General features: G+C 64.9%; 19 protein-coding genes. 7 read left to right on the top strand and 12 right to left on the bottom strand.

The window, feature by feature from the left end:
• The first annotated feature begins 131 nt into the window (after positions 1–131).
• Positions 132–1,448 carry a replication initiation protein gene (locus tag CFB39_RS35495; protein WP_039369202.1) on the top strand — a complete coding sequence of 439 codons (1,317 nt, stop codon included), beginning with the start codon at positions 132–134 and terminating at the stop codon, positions 1,446–1,448.
• A gap of 95 nt (positions 1,449–1,543) precedes the next feature.
• Here CFB39_RS35495 and CFB39_RS35490 read toward each other — a convergent pair whose 3' ends face one another.
• From CFB39_RS35490 to CFB39_RS35475, 4 genes are all read right to left on the bottom strand, one after another.
• A complete protein-coding gene (locus tag CFB39_RS35490) occupies positions 1,544–2,575 on the bottom strand; it encodes a ParB/RepB/Spo0J family partition protein (protein ID WP_089476470.1) in 1,032 nt (343 codons plus the stop codon).
• Positions 2,568–3,263 carry a ParA family protein gene (locus tag CFB39_RS35485; protein ID WP_089476469.1) on the bottom strand — a complete coding sequence of 232 codons (696 nt, stop codon included), beginning with the start codon at positions 3,261–3,263 and terminating at the stop codon, positions 2,568–2,570. Before CFB39_RS35485 ends, CFB39_RS35490 begins: the two co-directional genes overlap by 8 nt.
• A 1,780-nt stretch (positions 3,264–5,043) precedes the next feature.
• Positions 5,044–6,060: an AraC family transcriptional regulator gene (locus CFB39_RS35480; protein ID WP_089476468.1), complete on the bottom strand. Its 1,017-nt coding sequence runs from the start codon at positions 6,058–6,060 to the stop codon at positions 5,044–5,046.
• A 122-nt stretch (positions 6,061–6,182) separates the two neighbouring features.
• Positions 6,183–7,307: an MBL fold metallo-hydrolase gene (locus CFB39_RS35475; RefSeq protein WP_089476467.1), complete on the bottom strand. Its 1,125-nt coding sequence runs from the start codon at positions 7,305–7,307 to the stop codon at positions 6,183–6,185.
• Positions 7,308–7,390: 83 nt separating this feature from the next.
• Here CFB39_RS35475 and CFB39_RS35470 point away from each other — a divergent pair, with 83 nt between their 5' ends.
• Positions 7,391–8,044, top strand: a complete 654-nt coding sequence (locus CFB39_RS35470; protein ID WP_089476466.1) for a TetR/AcrR family transcriptional regulator — start codon at positions 7,391–7,393, stop codon at positions 8,042–8,044.
• A gap of 192 nt (positions 8,045–8,236) precedes the next feature.
• Positions 8,237–8,728, top strand: a complete 492-nt coding sequence (locus tag CFB39_RS35465; protein ID WP_046547221.1) for a flavodoxin family protein — start codon at positions 8,237–8,239, stop codon at positions 8,726–8,728.
• Positions 8,729–8,846: 118 nt separating this feature from the next.
• On the opposite strand, the gene CFB39_RS35460 is transcribed toward CFB39_RS35465, so the two are convergent.
• Positions 8,847–9,431, bottom strand: a complete 585-nt coding sequence (locus CFB39_RS35460) for a DUF2889 domain-containing protein (protein WP_089476465.1) — start codon at positions 9,429–9,431, stop codon at positions 8,847–8,849.
• A 729-nt stretch (positions 9,432–10,160) separates the two neighbouring features.
• Here CFB39_RS35460 and CFB39_RS35455 point away from each other — a divergent pair.
• Both CFB39_RS35455 and CFB39_RS35450 read left to right on the top strand, forming a co-directional pair.
• Positions 10,161–10,826 (top strand): ProQ/FinO family protein, encoded by a 666-nt coding sequence (locus tag CFB39_RS35455; protein WP_089476464.1) that lies wholly within the window; start codon positions 10,161–10,163, stop codon positions 10,824–10,826.
• A gap of 489 nt (positions 10,827–11,315) precedes the next feature.
• Positions 11,316–12,377 (top strand): DMT family transporter, encoded by a 1,062-nt coding sequence (locus CFB39_RS35450; protein WP_089476463.1) that lies wholly within the window; start codon positions 11,316–11,318, stop codon positions 12,375–12,377.
• A gap of 108 nt (positions 12,378–12,485) precedes the next feature.
• On the opposite strand, the gene CFB39_RS35445 is transcribed toward CFB39_RS35450, so the two are convergent.
• From CFB39_RS35445 to CFB39_RS35415, 7 genes are all read right to left on the bottom strand, one after another.
• Positions 12,486–13,076 (bottom strand): nitrogen fixation protein NifQ, encoded by a 591-nt coding sequence (locus CFB39_RS35445; protein WP_089476551.1) that lies wholly within the window; start codon positions 13,074–13,076, stop codon positions 12,486–12,488.
• Between the two features lie 84 nt (positions 13,077–13,160).
• The gene (locus CFB39_RS35440; RefSeq protein WP_069249909.1) at positions 13,161–13,586 is read right to left on the bottom strand and encodes a molybdopterin-binding protein; all 426 of its coding nucleotides are present in this window, start codon (positions 13,584–13,586) and stop codon (positions 13,161–13,163) included.
• Between the two features lie 189 nt (positions 13,587–13,775).
• Positions 13,776–15,275, bottom strand: coding sequence for an efflux transporter outer membrane subunit (locus CFB39_RS35435; protein WP_089476462.1), 1,500 nt, complete (start codon positions 15,273–15,275; stop codon positions 13,776–13,778).
• Positions 15,272–16,231: an HlyD family secretion protein gene (locus tag CFB39_RS35430; protein WP_089476461.1), complete on the bottom strand. Its 960-nt coding sequence runs from the start codon at positions 16,229–16,231 to the stop codon at positions 15,272–15,274. The genes CFB39_RS35435 and CFB39_RS35430 overlap by 4 nt, the downstream gene beginning before the upstream one ends.
• A 1-nt stretch (position 16,232) precedes the next feature.
• On the bottom strand, positions 16,233–16,445 hold the full coding sequence (locus CFB39_RS35425; protein ID WP_011350409.1) for a DUF1656 domain-containing protein: 213 nt from the start codon (positions 16,443–16,445) through the stop codon (positions 16,233–16,235).
• Between the two features lie 34 nt (positions 16,446–16,479).
• Positions 16,480–18,621, bottom strand: coding sequence for an FUSC family protein (locus tag CFB39_RS35420; protein ID WP_089476460.1), 2,142 nt, complete (start codon positions 18,619–18,621; stop codon positions 16,480–16,482).
• Positions 18,618–19,097 carry a MarR family winged helix-turn-helix transcriptional regulator gene (locus CFB39_RS35415; RefSeq protein WP_089476459.1) on the bottom strand — a complete coding sequence of 160 codons (480 nt, stop codon included), beginning with the start codon at positions 19,095–19,097 and terminating at the stop codon, positions 18,618–18,620. Before CFB39_RS35415 ends, CFB39_RS35420 begins: the two co-directional genes overlap by 4 nt.
• A gap of 313 nt (positions 19,098–19,410) precedes the next feature.
• Here CFB39_RS35415 and CFB39_RS35410 point away from each other — a divergent pair, with 313 nt between their 5' ends.
• Positions 19,411–20,271: a MaoC family dehydratase N-terminal domain-containing protein gene (locus CFB39_RS35410; RefSeq protein WP_179257783.1), complete on the top strand. Its 861-nt coding sequence runs from the start codon at positions 19,411–19,413 to the stop codon at positions 20,269–20,271.
• 211 nt (positions 20,272–20,482) lie between these two features.
• Positions 20,483–20,770, top strand: coding sequence for a DUF1330 domain-containing protein (locus CFB39_RS35405; RefSeq protein ID WP_039369252.1), 288 nt, complete (start codon positions 20,483–20,485; stop codon positions 20,768–20,770).
• Positions 20,771–20,815: the final 45 nt, after the last annotated feature.

The following is a 20,815-nucleotide window of genomic DNA, read 5'->3' as shown; positions in this document are numbered from 1 at the left end:
TTGTGAATTTTCCTTTTATATCTGCGGGTTAGCGGAGGTAGTGCAAGTAAAGCCGGAACAAGGACGTTGCTCCGCGGCACGAAAAGGTATAAAGTCCGCTCTCAACAAGGTCACCTTATCCGGACATTACGATGCCGCGCAAGCCCGCAAGCAAAGGCTCAGACAAACAGGTTTCACTGTTTCAGACACCCGAGCCTCCCGACTTGCTGCGCAAGGCGGTCCAGGCGATTCATATCGCGCCGAAGTCCGGAAAGATCGGCCTGCAGCAGCGCAAGATGTTCAGCTCGCTGATCAAGAACGCGCTTCGACAGGAGGCGTTCGAGCCAGGCCGGACGAGCTTCTCGATTTCGCTTGCATCGCTTTCGCACGAGAGCGGGTTGAACAGCAACAATACGAAGTACGTGAAGGACACGGTCAACTCGCTGATCAGTACCGTCGTCAACTGGGACTATCTGGCTGCGGATCGGTCGACCGTCTGGAAAGCGTCGGGCCTGCTCGCCGGCGCGGAGCTCGAGCAATCGGTGCTGAAGTACAGCTTCTCCGACCAGATTCGCAGCGAGTTGCTCAACCCCGAGATCTACGCACTGATCGATATGCGGATCGCCCGCGAGTTCCGGCGGTCGCACTCGCTCGCGTTGTGGGAAAACACGGTGCGCTACGAGGGGATCGGCATCACCGCGAAGATCCCGCTGCCGAAATTTCGTGACCTCATTCTCGGCCAGGACAAGGCGTCGCAGTCGTACAAGGAATACAAGCTGTTCAAGAGCAAGGTCCTGGTGCCGTGCATTCAGGAGGTGAACGAAGTTTCGGATCACACGCTCGAGTTGATCGAACACAAGTCCGGCCGGAGCGTGGAGGCGGTTCAGTTCAAGGTGACGCGCAAGCAGAGCACCGATACGGTGGAGGATGGCGACGTCAAGAACGAAGCGCTGGTCGAGGAGGTTGCCAAGTTCGGCATCCCGCGCTCGGAAGCGCGCCGGCTGATCACGCAATATGGCGTGCAGCGCATCAAGGCGGCGATTGCCTATACGCTCAATCGGACTACGAAGAAGAATGCGGCCCCGGTCGACAACGTGGCCGCGTATTTCCGCAAGGCGCTGACGCACGGCTACACGCTGTCCGACGGGCAGGGAACGGAAGCGGCGGCCCCGGCCAAGGAATCCGCGCAGAGCAAGCAGGAACAGATTCGCGACAAATATCTGGCGGCGAAGGTCGAGGAAGCCGGCGCGTATTTCCGCGAACTGGAGATCGACGACCAGACCAAGCTGATCGAGCGTTACAACGAGACGGTGGCAGGCTCGAAGGACCTGACGCTGTCGCCGAAGAAGAAGGCGAGCAAGCTCGCGCAGACCAGCTTCTTCCGATGGCTCGCACTGGATACGTGGGGCGAACCGACCTCGGACGACTTGCTGGAATTCCTGCTGAAAAGCAGTCTCGCCGGCAACTGAACGAAGGCCTCGCAGCCGGATGTGCGTCGCGCGCCGGACGTCGTCGTCCGGCTTCGCGGTGCTACGCGGATGCGAGGCCTTCTGCTTTTCGCGCGTTACTGTTGCGTGGCCGTTGCCAGTTCGGCAACGTACGCGTCGATGACGGTCTTGAGCTTGTCGGCGAGCGCTTCCTGATGCGATGCGTCGACGCCCTTGAGCTGCAGATCCAGACGTCCGTCCGGATAGGTTTTCAACTGGCCGATCGCTCGCGATTCGAGCGCGAAGTCATGGCGAACGCTGTAACGCGTACGTCCCGCTTTCTTGCTGCCGTCGCTTTGCGCACGCAGGAAATTCTCCAGATCACGAACCGACTTTTTCCGGTCGATCACGGCCGTCAACAGCCGATCGGCAGTCGGCTCGCCCAGGCGTTCGAAGATCAGCTTCAGGAAGTACGCCGCCTGCAGGCCGACCACGTCGTTCGCGCTCGCCATCCGTTCCAGCAGTGTGTTCGGGAGTGCGTTGAGCGACAGCGTCTTGCTGATCGATGCCTTGTCCTTGCCGATCTTTTCCGCGAGCGTGTTCTGGTCGGAAAAGACTTTCTCGTCGAGGAGACGCTTCCACGCGACCGCATCATCGAAGATCGTCTGGCGTTCGTGGTCGTGGTTCGCGCGATACGCGATCGTGTAGAGCTGCTCAGGCGTGTGATCCGTGCGGAACGTGGCGTTGATGGTTTCATCGCCGTTGATGCTCGTCGCGCGGAGCCGGCGTTGCCCGTCGATCACCACGAGCTTGCCGGGAAACTCCGGGAGCCGCGTAACCTTGATCGGCTCGATCTGCCCTTCCCGTTTCAGTGTCAGGGCGAGCTCGTGCAGGCTCGACTCCGAGTAGAACACGCGCGGGTTGAACGGGTTCGGAATGCAATCCTTGACCAATACCTTCTGGGGCGCGCCAAGATCCGGTGTGCTGGCCGGCGCGGCCGCGGCCGGAGCGCCGGCGGGCGCCGCTTCGCTGACGACGTTCGGTGCAGCCGCCGGTTCGGGCAGCCGCGTTTCGAGCGCCGCATTCTCCTGCGCGAGTCCGCGCAGCAGGCCGGCTGCGAGATGCAGGTTGCCGGTCGGCTTCTTGTCTTTCGATGTGTCCTTAGCCATGGGCGGCTCCGGTAGCGCGCGTCGACGCGATGTATTGGGCCATTTCCGTGACCAGCTTTTCGATTTCCGCACGGGCTTCTTTCAGGCCCTTCAGATAGCGATTGTGGTGATGGATCGTGGTGCCGAGCGCAAACGTCTGACGGTAGACCTCGCGCTGCGCGATCTGGCTGTCGAGCAGATGCTCCCCTATTTCTTCAGCCCGTAGAATTTTTAAAATTTCTTCACGCATTTTAGTTTTTCCATTAACACTATTCAGCATTAATGCGGAAGAAAGATTCGGGTTGCGAACGGACCGCATCGATTCGATCATGCGGATCATCGCGACCGTGCTGTAGAGATCGGCTGGCGACGGTGACAGCGGCACGAGGCAGAAGTCGGCGACCTCGAGCACGGAGGCGATTCGCGGGTCTTCGAGGTTGCCAGGACAGTCGACAACGATCACGTCGAAGTTCGAGTCCTGTTTCTTGATCTCGCCGCCGATACCGCGGCCGGCAGGGGCTAGAGAGAGAACCGTCATCGGCAGCGTGTTCTCACCGCTCGTCACCCACCGGACGGACGTGCCTTGAGGGTCGGCATCGATCAGGGCGACCTTGTTGCCGCCGGCTTCGAATGCAGCGGCGATATTGACGGAGATGGTTGTCTTTCCAGTCCCACCTTTTTGATTACTGACGGCGATCTTGAAAGCCATTAAATTCCTCCACGGAGTTTTGCGTAATATATGCAGTTATTGTCGAAATGTCCAGAAAAGCCTTCGACGCGATGTATGCCTTAAGGATCGGTGTGGTTGTCACGTGACAAGTGTGCCGAATGGCTAATGAGTCATTCGTGATTGATGGTCGAGTAAAAATAAAATTGACGACCGAGATTAAAAAGCACGTACGAAGCTCGAGCAAAACTTCGATCAATCCCAATGTCGATGGCAGCGTTGGCAAATGGAGACGAGGCGCTTGAGGTCGCGGTATTCGCGGCAAAAATCGCCACGGTTTCCGTTAGTCAGTTCATAGGCGTCGCGAGGGAACTCGGTTGTCACGTGACAAGTAGCAGGCATTTGTTCCTTCTCGACGTAATCCGGCGCAAGGAAATCTCTCCTTCGACTGCACTTAAAGCAATGGGAGATCATTCGACGTTCGAAACTGGTTCTGTTTTTTGGCATGACCGCTTCTCGTGCGATGAGTTGTCACGTGACAATCGGTTCGGAGCGGGAGGTCGCGTCGGTGCCGAGTCGCCCCTCCGGACGAGTTTTGATCGAACTTCATAGAGCGTGAGCAGCTGGATCGCCAAAGAAGAGATTCGCATCGCGGTGTCGTCGCGACTGCAGTTTCTTGGCTCCATTCGACGCGGCGTTGTCACGTGACAACTGGAGTGTTGTGTCGGGGAGCTTGCTTGTCGAAGCGACGGGGCGCCTATGTCGAAGAGCCCTAGTCATCAATAGGTCTGCAGACGCGGAGGCTACATCGCTGACTATTTGCAGTCACGTGCGAAAGGAAAGACGCCGGTCAGCTTGCTGGGTCGCGCCCACGAGGGAGTGTCATGGGCGCTAATGATATGGCCCCATTTAATTGGAGTGGTCAGGCCAACATTGCGAGAGTGTTGTACGGAAGGGGAGGGTACGGGCTTTGCCGCGCGTACTCTCGACTTCCGGGACCTCTGCGCGCCAGCCATGCAAATGGGGCTTCGTTTGCGACGAACTTCAGTGTTGATGGCCACATAACAACTCAAACGGGCCGGATCGTGAAACATTTCCAAGAAATTCGGTGTTCGCGGAAGTCCTTATCTGGCAATGGGTTGCGCGATATTCTTCATGTTGTTTCACGCAAAATCGCCGAGTTCAACCTCGTAAATAGGGGCGTATGGCCATTTCGCATTCTTCGAGCCAGGGGCGGTGTGAATACGGCTCAATATGTAATTTATGATACGTTATTCGTAGTATTCAAAATGCAATCAGTCGATCTGATGCCAAGATGAATCGAACTGAGGTGAATCAGATGCATCTCGACAAGGCGTCGAGCGCCTTCTTAGGTGTCTGCGCCGATCTATCAGCGAGAGTTGTCACGTGACAACGCACACGCTCACCGCGCAAATCGGCGGTTCGAAGCATGGCGCGACACTCCTCACACTGCAGAGTTTATGGCCGAGCCTCCGGAGGGCACTGAGACGACTTGGTTGCGGAGACGGCAAAGTCCTCATCAATTCAAGAGGGCGGCATGAGACGACTACCTCTAGCCGATGAACATTTGCGATTTTGGATACAGGTCCGACGCCGCGAGGCACCCACGCACCGCTCGATACCTAATTTGAATTCGCGGCGGGCTGCCGAGCAATCAATTCGGGGAAAACAACAAGCGCGCATCTCGCTGCGCTCGTTGGGCTCAAGCGGGTCGCCCCCTCCACGCGTGAAGGGGGCGACCCAAGCATTCTGCGGATACCACCAAACGCGGTATTTCACATCTCCGGTACCGTTCCGATGATCAATACGTCGCCGCTACCGAAAGAACGACATCTGCTCCGCTTCGCAGGCTATCGATATCTCTCCGCGGAGAATTACCGAACAACCGGCTGTATTCGCGATTGAACTGCGTCGGGCTCGCATATCCGACCCTGAACGAGGCCGACGTGGCGTCGAGCCGCTCGGACAACATCAGTCGACGCGCCTCATTGAGCCGTATCCATTTCTGGTACTGCAGCGGACTCATGCCGGTGAGTTGGCGGAAGTGGTGGTGGAAGGTCGAACTGCTCATTTGCACCTGCGCCGCCAGATCGTCGACCCGCAGCGACTCGTCGTAATGGGTCCGCAACCACTGGATCGCCCGCGACACGCGGTTGCCCTGACTGCCGGCGGACGCAATCTGACGCAGACGGGCACCCTGGTCGCTCGTCAGCAGCCGGTAATAGATTTCCCGCTCGACGTACGGTGCGAGAACTGCGATGGCGTTTGGGTCATCCAGCAATGCCAGCAACCGGTTCACCGCGTCGTAGAGCGGTTCGTTCATATCGCCGACGACGAGGCCGCGGCCTGCCGGGGCTTCGTCGTGATCCGCTGCGACCTGCGCCATCAGTTCAGCCATGACGCGAAAATCAAGCTTGAGCCCGATTCCGAGAAACGGCCTTTCGCGGCTGGCCTCGATGACCTGCGTCGAACCGGGCAAGTCGAGGGACGTGATCAGAAAGCGGTTGGCGTCGCAGAGATACACATCGCCGCTCTGAATGAGCCGCTTCGTGCCCTGGACGACGAGACCGAAGCTCGGCTCGACCATGCAATCCATCGGCTGCGTTGTCACCTCCCTTCGATGGAGGCTCAGGTTCGGAATGGCCGTGGTGAGGTGATCGACGTCTTTCGTCCATCTCGAGACGCGCTCTGCGAGCGTCTGCCGCAGGTCGTTCTCCCGGCTGCGGCTCGTCGATCGGGGGGCAACGGGGTTGAATGCGGCGAGGGTGGCGTTGTCGACGGGGTGGCCGGGTGCGTATCGGACGGGTGCCGGATGCATGACTCTCTACTCAGGTAATCGGGTCTACAGACAGCCCGTCGACGTGCGGGTACGCCGGCAACGCGCCTGCCGGAGTCGCGGCGTTGCCGCGCTCCGGGAAAATGTACAACGATCGGCGGGTTTTACTTCGTGGCCTGCGACGCGCAAAGCGTCCAACGGCGCGATTTCGCGGCAACGGACGTCGCGCGCTCGTCGACCGTGCGCCACCACCGCTCGCCGCGATGCGGTTCGTCGAGTGCGAGGCGCTCGCCCATCCTGGGCGTCGATAGATCGACGCCTCGTACGATCGCCAGTGCCGTGACGCGCTCGAACGGTTCCTGCCAGCGATGCATCGCGAGATCGAACGTGCCGTTGTGAATCGGGACCAGCCAGCGTCCGCGCAAATCGATGTGCGCCTGCACGGTCTCTTCCGGCTGCATGTGCACATACGGCCATTGCGCGTCGTATGCGCCTGTTTCGATCAGCGTGACATCGAACGGCCCGAGGCGCTCGCCGATCGTCCGGAACCCGTCGAAGTAGCCGGTGTCGCCGCTGAAGAACACGCGCAAGTCGTCGTCGACGATGACCCAGGACGCCCACAGCGTGCTGTTGCCGTCGAACAGGCTGCGCCCGGAAAAGTGCTGGGCTGGTGTCGCGGTCAGCGTCAGGCCGGCCACGTCGACGCTTTGCCACCAGTCGAGCTGGCGGACTTTCTTCGCGTCGATGCCCCATTCGATCAGGCGGTCGCCGACCCCCAGCGCCGTCACGAACACGCCGGTGGTGGCCGCGAGCGCGAGCACCGTGTCGCGGTCGAGATGATCGTAGTGATCGTGCGACAGGATCACGCCGCGCAGCGGCGGAAGATCTTCAAGCGCGATCGGCGGCGCATGGAAGCGCTTCGGGCCGACGCGCCGAAACGGCGACGCGCGCTCGGCAAACACGGGATCGGTCAGCCAGAATTCGCCGCGCAGCTTGAGCAGCAGCGTCGAATGGCCAAGCCGGTACAGGCTGCGATCGGGGGCCGCGTCGAGCTCCGCGCGTGTCAACGAATCGACGGGTAGCTGCCCTGCGGGCACGGTATTGCGCGGCTTGTTGAACAGCACGTTCCAGGCGATCCCGAGCGTTTTGCCCAATCCATCGACCGGACGGGGCGCGACATTGCTGAAGCGCTCACCATTGTGCTGCGGCGAGCCGCCGGACAGCGCGCGGCCGCGCCGGGCGGCCGCCAAACCCAGAATGCGATGAATCAAAACGAGAGGCGATGCCATGTCGGTTCGTCCGGAGGATAAAGTACACTAAACAGTGTAGTTTATTTTTGGGATAAGTAAACTACCCGGTGTAAAATTTCTGGATGGATACCAGCACTCCCCCTCAGCGCCTGACCGATCGAAAGCGCGCGGCCATCGTCGACGCGGCCATCGAGGAATTTCTCGCGTCGGGTTACGACGCGACCAGCATGGATCGCATCGCCGCGCGTGCGGACGTGTCGAAACGCACGGTCTATAACCACTTCCCGGGCAAGGAAACGTTGTTCGCCGCCATCCTGCAAAAATTGTGGGACGCGACCCGGACAGGCAGTTCGCCAACCTATCGTGCCGATGTGCCGCTGCGCGAGCAATTGCTCGCATTGCTGGATCGCAAAATGCGCCTGCTCAGCGACGAGGCATTTCTGTCGCTCGCACGCGTCGCGATCGGTGCGGCCATCCATTCGCCGGAACGTGCGCGTGACATGGTCGAGCGCCTCGGCGAACGCGAGGAAGACATGACGGTCTGGGTGCGGACGGCCGCGGCGGCCGGACGCCTGTCCGTCACCGATCCGGTGTTTGCCGCGCATCAGTTGCACGGTGTCGTGAAGGCATTCGCGTTCTGGCCGCAGATAACGATGGGCCAGCCGCCGCTCGCGGAGCCGGAGCAACAGAAAGTCGCTGAATCCGCCGCCGACATGTTTCTCGCGTACTACGCGCAGCCGGAACATGCCGACGCGTCGCGCGGCGTAACGGACTGATCGTGTATCCGGTCGAACTTGCGCGAATCGAACCTGGCGCAACGTGCATGATCGGAACGTGCTTCGTAACGACGCGCCGGCAAACCGGCAGATCCGGGAAAGCGACCGCGGGATGTCTTATCGGATCTCCGGCCATTCAGCGGAAATCGGCGATGCCGTCAGCACACCTGAACCGAACGTGAGTCACGACGAATGAAGACGCTGTTGATCGTCTACCACACGATGACCGGAGGCACGCAACAGATGGCCGAAGCGGCCGCCGGCGCTGCGCGCGAGCAAACTGGCGTCGACGTGAGGCTGCAGCGCGCCGACGCGACGAGCGCGGCCGACGTGCTGGCCGCCGACGCCTATCTGTTCGCCACGCCGGAGAATCTCGCGGCAATGTCCGGGCTGATGAAGGATTTCTTCGACCGCTGCTACTACGCGGCGCTCGATCGCGTGAACGGCCGCCCGTATGCGGTGATGATCTGCGCGGGAAGCGACGGGCAGAACGCGCTGCGCCAGATCGACCGGATCGCGACCGGATGGCGGTTGAAGAACGTGGCGCCGGGCCTGATCGTCTGTACGCACGCGCAGACGCCGGAACGCATCCTCGCGGCGAAGACGATCGACGGCGACGATCTCGCGCGCTGCGCCGAATTGGGCGCTGGGCTTGCAGCGGGACTCTCACTGGGCGTTTTTTGATCGCGAGCGCTGCGACTGCAACTGCGATGGCCGGTCGACGCACGTTTGTGCATGCGACGCGCGTCTCCTCGGGCAGCACCGATCGTGCGGGGCACGGTACTGGCCGAATGCCCGGCCCTTAGCTGCCCTTTGTCGCCTCGGAAGGCCGGTGATATTCGGGCCAAAGACGTTTCACGAGATCGCGCGAAGCGCCATAGGCATGGCAACTGTCGATCTTGAGCGGTTTTCCGTTGCCATCGCGCGCCTCGAGCGACGACTTCCGCATGCCGACCATCGTCTGATAGGCCGTGGTGGCGATCGGGCCGAGCAACTCCTTCAGGTGCGTGCACGTATCGCAGGACGGCAGGCGCTTGCGAATCTCGCTGTTCCAGCCCGCGCCGATGCTCAGTCCGACGAGCGCCTGCAGCGAGTCGCCGCCGCCCGGGCACTGCGCATACGGATGCGACCGGAGGAACGTGGACACGGCGCGGACGACCATGTCGGCGTCGAAGACCAGCGTCACACCGAGGTCGTGGATCGGCGACAGCGCAGCGACCGTCCGCGTGCCGCCCGGCGGCGTGAAATCAAAGGTTTTGCGGTCCGCGAGGCAGGCCGTAACTTCGAACCGGCCGTCGCTGCGCCGATAGCCGCGCATGTCGATTTGCCGATGGTGAATCTCCTCGCGCGTGATGCCGTCGTGCGGGATGTCGTGTGGGGGAACCATGTCTCTGTTCCGTTTCGTACAACCGGTTCGTTCTTTTGGCTGGCAAGCGGGATGTCGGCGGCTCGCCGGCGGGGCGCGGCGAAACGGGCCGAGGTATGCTGCCGACGTCATCGATCCGGCCATACTACGCACTTTTCTGCCTCTTCGTGCGTCACGGAATGGATGCGGACGCAACGAGTTGCGTGCGGGCATCGATGCTGTCGAATGGGTACGGGAATTGCGCCGATCGATTGCCGTGATCGTTGATTCGCACGCAGCCGACGCCGCTGCCCGGATTGCAGAATCGCAGCCGGGGCCGAGACGCACCGATGCCGCGGGATCGCGTTCGATGTCCCGAGGCGGAATACCCCGTGTCGGGCGTCGATCGGTGCCGCCGGGGCAATCGCAGCACGGAAAATGGCCCCGATTTCCGCCAACGAGAGTGAACGGCGTGACTTCCGGAAACGTATCCATATAATGCGCAACACGACCGCATGGACGCATTTCCGGTACCCCGAATCGGGCCAACGCAGACCAGTGAGTCAACCGGCCGCCGCGCGTACCGGTATACTTCCACTCCTGCCTTGTCCGGCATCGTGGCCGGGTGCCTGAAAACAGAGTGGCGTGCGCGATGCGGCCCCGTAGTGTTCCGCATCGGCGGCAGACGGGTCGCACGCATGGCGGCGAAGCTTGTGCGCCGCGCGGCATGACCGCACGAACCACACCTTATATTCCTGGTGGATTGAATTTATGGGTTTTGAACAACTTGCCGAATTGCGGGCGCAGCTCGCAGCGAAGGCCAAGCAGGAGCGCAACGCGAAGCGGCCGGCAGCGCCGGCGGACACCGGCGCGAAGCCGAAGTCCGGCGACCAGCCGCAGCGTGGCGCCAAGCCGGCTGCGGCCGGCGGCAAAGCGGCGCACCGCGCGAAGCCGGCTTCGGCGAAGCCGGCGGCGCCGGTCGATCCGGTCATCGTTGCGATCGGTAAGCTGCAGCGCAAGTTTCCGCGTGCGTTCCCGAAGAATCCGGCCCCCAAAGTGCCGCTCAAGGTCGGTATCTGGGACGACCTCGCACGTGAAGCACAGGCCGTCGGGCTCAGCGAAGCCGAACTGCGTGAAGCGATGTCGACGTGGTGCCGTGGCAACCGTTACTGGTCGTGCCTCGTCGAAGACGCCGTGCGGGTCGATCTGCAGGGTAACGAAGCAGGGCGTGTCACGCATGACGATGCGGCTCGGGCTCGCCGCCTGAAGGCTCGTCGCCCTGGCAACAAGGGCGCGGGGCAAGCGGCCAAGGGCGCGCCGCAGCAGCCGAAGGCAGAGCAGCAGGCCGAGGCCGCCGCCGAGCCGCAACCGGCAAACGTGGAAGCGCAAGCCGACGCAGCGCCGCAGGTCGAGCAGCAAACGGCCGGAAACGCGTAATCCGCACCGCGCCGCTGCATACCGCACGGCGCCGTCCCGCAGGCACATCGCCTGCGGTGAATGACCCGACAGACTGACCTGCCTCGACCGAGGCAGGTCAGGACTGCTCCCACCGGTGCTCGACGTGCCGGGCTCTCACCTATCCCACCTCGAACAGACCACGCGACCAGACGAAGAAAGTTTGCCGATCGATGCTGCACGCGCGTTGTTTCGACTTTGTCGTTTGCGCATGAACGGTACGCCTATACCGAACACGGCAACGCTTCGTTCAATTAATTCGTGTTCCTAAAATAGAGGCATGCCGAAGCCATCGACCGGCGCGTGGACGTTCGCGCCCGGTCATCGTGACATGATGGCGCGCGATAATCTCGTCGAGGTCGTCAGGTCGCGCGCAAGCTGGCCGGCTGCGATGCAGCTTGCATTGCGAAAGGTATGACGAGCCCACCGCTGCGACGACCAGCGCCTTTCAACGTCAATTCGAACCGGATCATGCACTCGAGACATTCCGCGATTCTCGTCGCGCTCACCGCTGCCGCGCTGTTCGGCGCCGCGACACCGCTCGCCAAGGCGCTGATCGGTGCGATGTCGCCGTTCATGGTCGCCGGTCTGTTCTATCTCGGCAGCGGCGTCGGGCTCGGTATCGGGATCCTGCTTCGCCGCCTGCACAACCGGCATGCGACGACCGGCGGCGCCGCGCCGCTGCAGCGTGCAGACCTGCCTTGGCTGGCCGGCGCGATTGCAGCGGGCGGAGTGGCCGGCCCGGCTTTGCTGATGCTCGGGCTGTCGAGCACGCCCGCCGCGACGAGTGCGTTGCTGCTCAATCTCGAGGGCGTGCTGACGGCTGTCATCGCGTGGGTCGTGTTTCGCGAGAACGTGGATTCGCAGGTGTTCCTCGGAATGGTCGCGATCGTCGCCGGCGGCACGCTGCTGTCGTGGACGCCGGGCCAGGCAGGCGTGCCGGTCGGCGCGTTGCTGATCGTCGGCGCATGCCTGTGCTGGGCGGTCGACAACAACCTGACCCGCAAGGTGGCCGCAAACGATGCGATGGTCATCGCGTGCGCGAAGGGGCTGATCGCCGGCCCCGTGAACATCGGTATCGCGCTGGCGACCGGCGCGACGCTGCCGGCTGTCCCGGTCACGGCTGCGGCGATGCTGACGGGGCTCGGCGGCTACGGGATCAGCCTCGTGCTGTTCGTCGTCGCACTGCGTCATCTCGGCAGCGCGCGCACGGGCGCATATTTCTCGATCGCGCCGCTGTTCGGCGTCGTGCTGTCGCTGCTGATCTGGCCCGCGCTGCCGCCCGCGACGTTCTGGATCGCGGCCGTGCTGATGGCGCTCGGGATCTGGCTGCACGTTCGCGAACGGCATGAACACGCGCACACGCACGAGCCACTCGAGCACACGCATCGGCATCGGCACGACGAACATCACCAGCATGCGCACGATTTTGCGTACGACGGCAACGAGCCGCACACGCATCCGCACGTGCATCTGCCGATCACGCATAGCCACGCGCATTTTCCGGACATTCATCACCGGCACCGGCATTGACCGCGTCATGAACAGCAGGCGATACGGTGTGCAAGGTAACCGTTTATGGGGCGGGTTCTCCGGATGGGGAGGCGACGACTCGAATGGGCAGCCCGGCCGCCGCGGTGGTTATCGCGCGTGAGGAAAGCAGAAGCCGAAATCCTCGCAGCCCGGGCACCCGGGGGCGGGGCCCGGCGGCACATCGAGCGCGGCGGCCACTTCCTGTGCAAGGAATTTCTTCCAGCGCAGGTGAGCGACGTTACGCGCGGCAAGCGCGGGGAAATAGCGATCGAGCATAGCGGATACCGCGTCGCGCCCGTCGAGCCCGAGATCGCGCCATAGATGATCGGGGCGCAGGCAGGCATGCGCGACGATCGACGCGAGACAGCCGGTGTCGTCGCGGTCGGCGGCGGGATTCGCGTCGTTCATCAGCCGCGTGTGCAGCGTGGCGACGAACGCCGCGTGAGTGGATGGCAGCACGGCCATCGCGGCAGTTGGCGCGAGCGCTGCGACATCGGCCGCAGGCAGGTGCGGAAACTGCCGCGTCAGCAGGCCGACCAGTTGACGACGAGACAGGCCGAGCAGCCCGAGTTCGTTGCGGCGCGCGCGTGCCGCAACGAGTGCGCCGAACAGGCGTGCATCGGGTGTATCGGCACTGGCCGCCGCGGACAGCAACGCCTGCAGCGCCCGTTGCCGAGCGTGATCGAACGCGGTTGTCATCGCACGCATCCGACCGGCAGCCGCACGGCGCGATTCGTGTGAATGCGCCGTGCCAAACGGATCGCCATCGCGATCGTCACGCGTTCACTCGACGCCGACGATCACGCTCGATGCCTTGAAGATCGCGGACGCAGCCGTGCCGCTCGCGAGGCCGAGGCGATCGACGCTGTCGTTGGTGACGATCGCGACGATTTCGGCGCCGCCCGCGGCCTTGATCACGACTTCCGAATTGACCGCGCCTTTCGCAACCGACGATACGGTGCCTGCGACGCAGTTGCGGGCCGACACCTTGCTGCTGTCGACGTCGACCATCACGATCACCGACGACGCCTTCACGAGCGCGAATGCCTTCGAGCCGGCCGCGAGGCCCAGCGAAGCCGCGCTGCCATGGGTGATCACGGCGACGATGTCGAGGCCGTCCTGCGTGCGGAGCGTGATTTCGTCGTTGACGGCACCGGTCTTGACGGCGCTGACCTGGCCGGCGAAATGGTTGCGGGCGCTGGTTCGCATGATGGATCTCCGGGTGGATGCCGCTGGGAGTGCAGCGGCGAAAGATGAATGGAAATGCATTTGCCAGTTTACCGTCAACGTGGGTGCTCGTCGTCCTCCCGGCGCTATGGCGCGAATCAGGAAAGCCCGCCGCCGCCGAGCGCTTCGCCAGGTGCGCGTGATGTACTGAAGATGACAGCGCTGCCGTGATTACTCGCTGGTCGCGGGTGTCGCGGCGGTGCGAGTCGCGGCGGGACGGGCGTCCGCTGCGGCCGTCGTACCGTCGGATTCCCACCCCCCGCCGAGCGCGAGGAAAAGCCGCACCTGGTCGGTCGCGACCTGGCCTTCGGCTGCCGCCACCTGCGCCTGCGCGCTCGTCAGTGTGCGAGTCGCGTCGAGATCGGAGATGAACGACTCGCGGCCGGCCAGATAGAGGCGATGCGTTTCGTCGGCGGAATTGCGTGCCGATTCATACGCCGTGCGCAGCGCTTCCGTGCGCTGCACGTCGGCCGCATAGGTCGCGAGGCTCGACTGCGTTTCGCGCAGCGCGTTCAGCACGACGCCGTCGAAGTGCGCGAGCGCGCCACCTGTCGCGGCTTCGGCCTCGCGTACGCGCGCACGCTGGCCGTTGACGGGGAACGACCAGCTGATCAGCGGGCCGAACGACCAGCGATTCGTCGTGGACGAGAACAGGTCGGCGGCGACACCGACCGAGCCGGCCGACGCACCGATGCTGATCGACGGGTACAGCGCGGCAGTCGCCACACCGATCCGCGCGGTCGCGGCCGCGAGTTGCCGCTCGGCTGCGCGCACGTCGGGGCGGCGGCGCAGCAGCGCGGCGCCGTCACCGATCGGAATCGGCTGGCGCAGCTTCGGCAGGCGCTCGCATTCGGCGACGGCCTTCGGCAAGTCGGCCGGCGAACGTGCGAGCAGCGCGGCGAGCTGGTATTGCGCGACCTTGCGGCGGCCTTCGAAGCGCGGGATATCGGCGGCGAGGGTGCGCACCTGCGTCACGCCGCGCGTCACGTCGGTCTGGTTGCCGCGCCCGGCATCGCGCAGCCGCTGCGACAGCGCGACGCGCTGCTTCTGCAGCGCGAGCGACTGCTTCGCGACGGCGAGCTCGTCGCCGGCCGAGCACGACTCGACGTACGCCCGCACGACGTCGGCGACGACCGTGATGCGTGCCAGGTCGCCGGCGGCCCTGACGGCTTCGCTGTCCGCGCGCGCGGCTTCGACGCCGCGCCGCAGCTTGCCGAACAGGTCGATCTCGTACGACACGTTGATGCCGACCGTGCCTTCGTTGACGACCGGCAGCTTGTTCTCGAGCAGGTATTGCTCGGCCGATTCCTGGGCGCGCTGCACGGCGGCCTCCGCGCCGCCCGAGAAGCCACCCTGCTGGCTTGCGACTTCCAGCGCCGCGCGCGAGCGCGCGAGGTTGGCCGCGGCGACGCGCAGGTCGGTGTTCGACTTCAGTGCATCGCGCACGAGCCCGTTGAGCACGGGGTCGTCATAGAGCTGCCACCAGTTGCCGGGCACGGCGTCGCGCGACACGAGCGTATCGTTCGCATCGTCGAGCGCATGGTTCGCGAGCGGCGCATTCACGTACGCCTGCTGCGGCAGCGTGTAATCGGGGCCGACGGACTTGCACGCGCCGAGTGCGAGTGCAAGCGGCGCGAGCGTCGCGGCGAGGCGCAGACCGTGCCGCTTCATTGCGATGCTCCTGCCGCGCTGGCGGCCGCGCCGGAAGCCGTCGATACCGGTGCGGCGACCGCCGACTTTGCCTTGTCGTTGCGGCGCGTGTCGGCTTCGCGCATCGAGACGGTCGCGGTACGGCCCGCGATCATCCGGAAATCGTCGGGCACTTCGTCGAGCACGACGCGCACCGGTACACGCTGCGCGAGCCGCACCCAGCTGAATGCGGGGTTCACGTTCGGCAGCAGGTTCGCGCCCTGCGTGCGGTCGCGATCCTCGATCGCCGCGACGATGCTCTGCACGTGGCCGCGCAGCGCACGCGGCTCGCCCATCACGATGATGTCGACCTGTTGGCCGATGTGGATGCCGCGCAGCTTGGTTTCCTCGAAGTAGCCGTCGACGCGGAACGAATTGCGGTCGACGACCGACAGCACCGCGCGGCCGGCCGGCACGTATTCGCCGACGCGCGGCGCGCGGTCGTTCAGGTAGCCGTCCACGGGACTGACGATCGTCGTGCGCTGCAGGTTCAGCTTCGCGGTGTCGAGCGACACCTGCGCATCGGCGACGGCGGCTTCGCCCTGTTCGACGCGCGTGCGGCTTTCCTCGACCTGCTCGCTCGCGACCAGGTTGCCGAGCTGCAGGTTGCGGGCGTACTCGCGCTTCGCCTGCGCGAGCGTCGCGCGGCGCTGCGCAAGCGTGGCTTCGGCGAGCCGTTCCGCGAGCGCGTAGCGCGCCTGGTCGATCACGAACAGCACCTGGCCGCGCTTGACCTCCTGGTTGTCGGCGACCTGCACCGACGTGATGAGGCCCGCCACGTCCGGCGCGACCTGGATCACGTCGGCGCGCACGTGACCGTCGCGGGTCCACGGCGAGAACATGTAGTAGTTGACGATGCGCCACAGCACGACGGCAGCCACGACGACGACGATCAGGGTGAGCAGGATTTGCCCTGCCGAGAGCCAGGTTTTTTTCACGTTAGGTAGCCACGAGATGGTGGGACACGATCACGACGGCGGCAAATACGAATACGTAGATGCCGAGGTCGAAGATCGAACGGTGCCAGACGAGGCGGTAGAAGCCGACGCGCTCGAGCACGGCGCGCACGACGATGTTGATCAGGTAGGCGATCAGCATCAGCACGAGCGGGGCCGGCACGAATACGCCGAAGATATCGATTTCGCCGATCATGGTCGCGGTCGGAAAGACGGATGGGAAAGCGGGATCATGCGCGTGCTCCGTCCGGCGCCTGCGGCGGCTGCCCGGCCGCGGCCGGATACAGCGACAGGCGCAGGCCGACGAGCGCGTGCAGCGTGTCGCGCAGCCGGCGATGCGTGGCGGGCGTGGCCGGTGCGGCGGGCGCGGTGGGCGCCGTGCCGTCGTCGGCCGGCGTGGCACCCGGCAGGTTGCGGCCCGCGACGCGTTGCAGTGCGTCGTCGATCGTCGCGAGCAGCGCGGGCGGCGCCGGCTGGCGCGCGTTCGCGGCGGCGCAGCGTTCGTAGTGATCGGTGACGCCGGCCAGCACGCGGTCGATCGCGTCGGGCACGTCGCCGGACAGCCGGCGGCGCGAGCGGCGCAGGTCGAGCGCATTGAGCGCGATGCGCAGGTCGCGGAAGCTTTCGATCGACGGGTGGCGATGATCGTCGGACGCGCCGAGGCGCGGCAGCAGCTGCGTGACGCGGTCGAGCATCCGCGACGCGTGGTTGCGCTGGTCGTCGAGCGGTTGTGTCGACGCGGAGCGCGCGACGTCTTCCCAGCCCGAGCGCAGCAGGCGCCGTACCGCGAGTTCCGCGCCGAACGGCCGTGTCGCACGGGTCCATACATAGGCGAACAACAACCCGGCGACACCCGCGAGGTTGCTGTTCAGGAACACGAAGAAATCGGCATCGTACGCACCCTGGATGCTGATGAAGGTGGCCGTGTTCACGGCGACGAGCATCGTCACCATGTTGAACTGCGGGCGCGGCAGCAGCGTGCCGATCAGGATGAACGGGCCCGCGAACATCACGACGAGCATCGCGAAATCGTGCACGTGCGGCAGCACGACGAACAGGTACAGGCCCGCGAACACGACGCTCGCGGTCGTCGCGAGGAAGAACTTGAACACCAGCGGCGCGGGCTCGTCGAGCGCGGCGAAGAAGCTGCACGACACGGCCACGAGCGTGACGGCGGCGGCGCCGTCGTGCCAGCCGGACGCGATCCACAGCCAGCTCGCGAACACGATCGCGGCGACCACCGTCAGCGTCGAGAACAGCATCATCCCGCGATCGAAGAAGCGCTCGGTGCCGCCGAGCCGCCAGTGCCGGTAGCGCGGCTGCCAGACGCCCGCTTCGTTGCCGATCAGCGCGCGCAGCGAGCGGCAGTCCTGCCAGATGTCGATGACCTGGCGCAGCCGCCACAGCGCGTTCGACAGCAGCGCGCCGTCCCAGCTCGCGAGCGCGTCGTCGGCCGGCTGCAGCGCGGCGATGCGTTCGCGCAGGCGTTGCGCGACCGGGTCGTCGGTCATGTCGCCGTCGGTGCCGGCCCGGACGGCCGGCAGCGGCGCGTCGAACCATGTCGCGGCATCGGCGAGCAACTCGTCGAGCCCGGCCGGCCGGATGTGCAGGTCGCGCATCAGCGCGATCAACGGATCGGCGAGCGACGACATCAGCGGCAGGAACAGCTGCATCCGGCCCGCGAGCGCCTGTGCCCGCGCGAGGATGCGCGGGTGCGCATGGTCGTAGCTCAGCTGGCTCAGCAGGAATTCGAGGCCCGTGATGGTCGCCGCGAGGCGTTGCCGGCACGCGGACAGCGCCTTGCCGGCGATGTGCCCGGACAGCGTCTCGCGGCCGTAGAACGCGGCATCCTTGAACCACGCGTCGGTGCGCTCGATCAGCGTCGGCGCGAGCCGGTTCGGGAAGATCGCGCTGCCGACCACGCTCGCGCACACGATGCCGAGCACGATCTCCTCGGTACGTGCGATCGCGACGTCGAACACGGTGGACGGATCGGTCACGGTCGGCAGCGCGACCAGCGGCATCGTGTAGCCGGCGAGCATGAACACATAGCTGCGCGCGGTGCGATCGGAGATCGCGAGGTAGAGCAGCGTGCCGCACCAGGTGGCGACGATGATCGCGAACAGCAGCGGCGTCTCGACGAACGGCGGCACGAAGAAGATCGCGGCGGCGGCGCCGAGCGCGGTGCCGAGCGCGCGATACAGCGCCTTCGAGCGCGTTGCGCCGACGAACGGGTTCGACACGATGTAGACGCTCGCCATCGCCCAGTACGGGCGCGGCAACTGGAAATACAGGCCGAGATACAGCGCCAGCATCGACGCGGCAAACGTCTTGCCCGAGAACAGCCAGTCGCGAAGGCTCGGATAGGTCATGACGTGGCGTCGCCGGTGTGGGAGGCGCGTGCGGCGGGCGTGTGCGACTCGGACGCATTGAAGGCGTCGAGCACGCGCAGCGTCGCTTCGAGATCGGCGCGCGTGACACCCTTGAGCACCTGTGCGCGCAGCACGCGCAGGTCTTCCTCCATCTTCGCGGTGACCGCGCGGCCGGCGGCCGTCAGCGAGATCGTTTTCGCGCGGCGGTCGTGCGGATCCTCGTCGCGGCGCGCGAGGCCGGCCGCGCACAGCTGGTCGAGCAGGCGCACGAGCGATGGCCCCTCGATGCCGACGTATTCGGCGAGCGTGCCCTGGCGCACGCCTTCGCCGAGGCGCCCGGCGATCAGCAGCGGCGTCGCGCACGCCTCGGACACGTTGTACGTGGTCAGCACGCCGTCACTGGTGCGGCGCCACTTGCGCGCGGACAGCACGAGAAGGCTGCTGACGGCGAGGCGGAGGTCGTGCAGATTGGTCATGGGCGAGATGATAGGGGCAAATTAATTCGATAGCAAACTATCGTTTTTGTCGCCCGGATGACATGCTGCGCGCGGTTCGGCCCGCTCGTTTGAAGCAATTTAGGCGGCGTGCCGGGGATGGTCAAGCTGTAAGGATGTGCCGGCACGGGTGGTGCGTTTGGCGGCTGCGATCGAATGGTCAGACGAAAGTCGTCCGGCCGGGCCGCTCGGCAGGTCAGGCAGGTTCGAAGCCGGGGTTCGGGAAATCCGGCTTCGCGAAACGGCGCGCGGCGTGCATATTGAGGCCGTTGCAAGCCACCCGGAGATTCCGCACGTGTCCCTTTCATCCTCTCAGCCCCCTGGCCAGGCGTCGCTCGACGCATGGCTGGGCAAGACCGAAACGCTCGGCGACGACATCACCGCGTTCCCGCTGAATGCGCTGGCCGCCACGCTCGACCGCCCGTCGCCCGGCGATGTCGTGCCGCCGATGTGGCACTGGCTCTATTTCCTGCCCGTCGCGCCACTGGCCGAAGTCGGCCCCGATGGCCATCCGAAGCGCGGCGGCTTCCTGCCGCCCGTGCCGCTGCCGCGCCGCATGTGGGCCGGCGGCCGCCTGACTTTCCATGCGCCGCTACGTACAGGGCGGCGCGCGACGCGCGAATCGACGATCGAGAACATCGAGGACAAGACGGGACGCAGCGGCCGGCTCGTCTTCGTGACGGTGCAGCACCGGATCGAGTGTGACGGCGCGTTGTGCGTCGAGGAAGAGCACGACATCGTCTATCGCGATGCGCCGCAGCCGGGCTCGCCGGCGCCGAAGCCGGTCGCGGCGCCGGCAGGCGAGACGTGGTCGCGCACGGTCACGGCCGACGCCGTGATGCTGTTCCGCTATTCGGCGCTGACCTTCAACGGTCACCGCATCCACTACGACCGCAGCTACGTGACGCAGGAGGAGGGCTATCCGGGGCTCGTCGTGCACGGCCCGCTGATCGCGACGCTGCTCGTCGATCTCGTGCATCGCGAGCGGCCCGATGCGACGCTCGCGAGCTTCGCGTTCCGCGCGGTGCGCCCGACGTTCGACGGGGAGCCGTTCACGCTGTGCGGCGAGCCTTCGGATGACGGCCGGACGATCGAGCTGTGGGCGAAGGATCGCGACGGCTGGCTGACGATGCAGGCCACCGCGACGCTTGCGTGACGGCCTTCGTTCCGGTCATCCGCGTGCGACAAAAGCCGTACGCGGGTGACCGTTGTCGCACGCGGCAAGCCGGCCGGATGCGCACCCGGCCAGCCCCGACGTTCGTCGGCAAACCCCTGTAAGCTGCTGGCAGGCCGCGTGCCGTTCGCCGAACCAGGCGATGCGCGGCCGGCCCTTCCCCCTTCCACGCAGCGCATCAGGAGCACGCATCTTGGCCACCTACATCGTGTTTACACGTGAAAGCATGCAGGACCAGCAGGAATTCGACCTCTACCAGAGCAAGGTTGGCGCAACGCTCGCCGGGCATCCGGTGAAGGTGCTCGCAGCCTACGGGCCGCAGGAAACGCTCGAGGGCGAAGGCCCGGAAGGCGTCGTGATCGTCGAGTTTCCGTCGAAGGAAGCCGCGCACGCGTGGTATCACGGTCCCGAATACCAGGCCGTCGCCCAGCACCGCTTCAAGGGCGCGCGCTATCGCGCCGTGCTGGTCGAAGGCGTCTGAGCGACGTGCATACGGGGTGTCCGGCGGCGCGCCGCGACGCCGGAC

This window comes from Burkholderia sp. AU6039 (assembly GCF_002223365.1).
Taxonomy (GTDB): domain Bacteria; phylum Pseudomonadota; class Gammaproteobacteria; order Burkholderiales; family Burkholderiaceae; genus Burkholderia.
The sequence above is the reverse complement of the archived record's forward strand: the minus strand, read 5'-3'. Positions and strand labels throughout refer to the sequence as shown.